This window comes from Kitasatospora sp. NPDC059160 (assembly GCF_042755465.1).
Classification (GTDB): Bacteria; Actinomycetota; Actinomycetes; order Streptomycetales; family Streptomycetaceae; genus Kitasatospora.
In genome coordinates this window covers 1-3,063 of the sequence record NZ_JBHZCN010000233.1, presented here as the reverse complement: position 1 = coordinate 3,063, position 3,063 = coordinate 1, and the positions used below count along the sequence as shown (strand labels likewise).

General features: G+C 73.3%; 2 protein-coding genes. Both read right to left on the bottom strand.

The window, feature by feature from the left end; translation table 11 throughout:
• Positions 1-61 precede the first annotated feature (61 nt).
• Entirely contained in the window at positions 62-691 is a 630-nt protein-coding gene (locus tag ACFXOZ_RS42340; protein ID WP_380595366.1) for a hypothetical protein, read from the bottom strand.
• A gap of 217 nt (positions 692-908) precedes the next feature.
• Positions 909-2,324, bottom strand: a complete 1,416-nt coding sequence (locus ACFXOZ_RS42335) for a hypothetical protein (protein ID WP_380595365.1) — start codon at positions 2,322-2,324, stop codon at positions 909-911.
• Between the last annotated feature and the right edge of the window lie 739 nt (positions 2,325-3,063).

The window sequence follows — 3,063 nt, the reverse complement described above, 5'->3', positions numbered from 1 at the left end:
GGCTCGATGCCGCCCGCCCGGGCCGCCCCGCCCCGGCCGCTGGCCGGGGCGGGGCCGTGCGTCACAGCTCCAGCATCAGCTGGGCCGGGGCCTCCAACATCAGCGGCGTCCGCCGGGCCGGGGCCTTCGGCGTCTGCTGGTCCTTGGTGACCCGCCACTCCTGGGCGAGCTTGTGCCGCATCTCGGCCTCGTACTCGTCGGCCCGCCTGCCGTGCACGCTCTCATAGGCGTCCAGCTCGATGGCCTCGGCAATGTGCTGCGCGAACTGCTCCGGGAAGGCCCGGGAGAACAGCCGCATGTACAGGCAGACGGCGGCGGAGTTCAGCGGGGCCGCCGCGCTGCTGTCCATGAGAACGGCGATCATCTCGGCGGTGGTCCCGGGGCGGGTGTCCTGGCCGGTGGCGACCCGGTTAATCAGCTCGGCGGCGTGGGCCCGGTAGAGCATCTCCGCGCGGCTGAGCCGGTCGTGGGTCGGCTTGACCAGCGCGAACGACTCGCGCCAGATCCGGCTCTCCTTCTGCCCGCGCTCGCCGTGGCGTGCCTGGCCTTCCTGGATCTCCTCTTCGGCCCACTCCATCGTGGCGAACAGCGGGGCGAACGCGGATTCAAGGCGGGCCTTGAAGTCGGCGACGAACTGCCCGGCGGCCTCGGGAATCACGTCGTGGTCGGTGGTGATGGCGATCTCGGTCACGGTGTGTCCGTCCTTCGGTGTTGGTGGGTCCGGCCCTGGTCGGGCCGGGGGCCGCGCGGGGTTGCCCTCCCGCGCGGGGGTCTGTGGAGCCGGAAGGATTCCGGCGGTCGGCCGAGGGTGCGTCAGTCCCGGGCCGGGTCGGCTCGATGCCGCCCGGTCCGGCCACCCGCCCGGGGCCGGGGCCGGTCCCGGGCGCTCACCCGGGACCGGCGGGCGGTCAGCTCGCCTGCCGCTGCCTGGCGTGGGCCTTGGCGAGCTGGGCGGCGGCGTACAGGCTCGCGCCCGGCTCGGCGAACGGGACCGGGACGGCCCCGGATGCCAAGTGCTCGGCCTGGTACGCCGCGTGGCCGGTCCGGGAGATCCGGTACAGCTCGCCCTTGAACGTCAGGTGCCACTCGGAGGGGGCGGTGCGCTTGAGCGCGTACAGGCGGGCGATGTGGGCGGAGACCAGGAACGCGGGGAGCGGCTTCGCCTCGGCGTCCTCGTCGTACGGGTGGGTGTCGGCCCCGGCCTCCTCGGCCGGTGCGCTGGCGCACACTGTGCACTGCGGCTCGCCGTGCGCGTTGTGGGTGCCGCACTCGGCGCACTCCCACGTGACCGGCACGGCCTCGGGCTCCGCCCCGGTCAGACCGACCGCGAAGCGCTCAACGTCGGTGAGCGGGCGGCCCTGCTCTTCGCGCCACAGCGCGTACGCGGCGGCGGGGTCGATGTGGTCCGACTTGCCGTACCAGTCGTCAAAGGCGCTGGGGACCTGGTGCGGGGTCTCGTCGTCCCAGTAGACGGCGCTCGCCCACTCGTACGCCGCGTACTGGCGCACCTCCTCGATGTACTCGGCCGTCTGCTCCTCGATGCACTGCCGGTCTTCGGCGGTCAGCTCCCACACCGGGAAGTCGGTCACCGGGCGGTGGGCGCGGACGGCCGAGCAGTTCGCGCACTGGCCGCACTTCTCGGACATCTTGCCGTTGAACACGTAGTACAGGCGGACCCCGATGAAGTCGGCCATTTCCTTGCCGTGGGCCTGCTCGATCGCGTCGCACCGGCCGATGTAGGCAGGGGCGATCGGCAGGGGGGAGGGGGCGGGGTTGGCCTCGACCAGCGCGACGATCTCGGCGATCCGGGCTCCGATCCACTCGCTACCGGCGACCCGGACCACCGGGTTCCCGTCGATCCGCCACCGGTCCGCCTGGCGGCACCAGGACGCGCGGAACTTCTCCCCGACACGGTTGGTGCCGCTCAGCTCGTAGAAGCTGACCGCGTCGTTTCCGGCGGGCTTGGCGTCGGTGTCCCACCCGGCGGCCTCGGCGGCCTTGCTGATCTTGACGGCTCCGGGCGGGGCGGCGATCTCGGCGACCGGCTCGCCGGGGTTCTCGGCGATGATCTCGGCGAGCCTGGGGAGGGTGGCAGCCGTGATCTCGCCGTCGATCATGACGCACGGCTTGGCCTTGCTGAGACGCCATGCGCGGCCGGTGGAGTACCAGTTGGCGTTGAGCTCCCCGCCCGCACCATTGGTGGCGTGCAGGCAGTAGTACTGGGTACTGCCATCCTCGGACCAGCTGCTGGAGCCGGTGGCCTTCCAGTTGGCGGCCTCGGCGGCCTTGATGAGCTTGACGGCTCCGGCGGGGGTGGCGGCCACGGGTGGGCTCCTTCGTGTTGGTGGGTTCCGGCCGGTGGGGCCGGGGCCTCGTGGCGGGGGTTGCCCTCCCCGCCTTGATGAGACAATTAAACCAGACTTTGAGGGTCTGTGTCCACTCAGAAACCGCCCCTGACCTGCACTTTCACTCGAAAGGCCGAGCTCGGACCCCTCCCCCGGTCAGCTTCTTTGACGCCCCGTCGACACCGGCCTGCATCCGCCGAACCGGGCCTCGACCACTCTGTGACCGACCGCGACGTCGGCCACCGCACGGCCACCCCCGCCGCCGGCCACCCTTCGCGCCCGCCTTCGCCACCGCGAATCACCGGCCCCGAACGGCGCCCCGCCACCGAACCGAGTCCCGCGGGGCGGGGGTCCGGAGGAGCCCCGCGGGAGGCCACGCGCGCGGCGAAGCCTCCCCGGTCGGGCCACGGCGCGGGAACGCACGCCCGCCTCGACCGCCGGAGCCGCACAGCGCGGTCGCGCGTCCAGGCGCGCCCACTGCCGGATCGGCCGAAGGCCGATGCCGGAAGGGCACCCGCTACCGCCGGCCTCCCCGCGGAACACCCGCCAGCAGCACCCCGACGAGCCATCCGACGACGGCCGGCGCCTGGGCGCGCCAGCACGTGGAGCCCGCCAACCTGCTGGCACGCCGACGGGGTTGTCCGGCGCCCGCCGGGGCCGGCCACGGCCCCGGCGGTGAACGCGCCGGACCGGGGAGGTGCCGCCCCGAAGGGGTGTC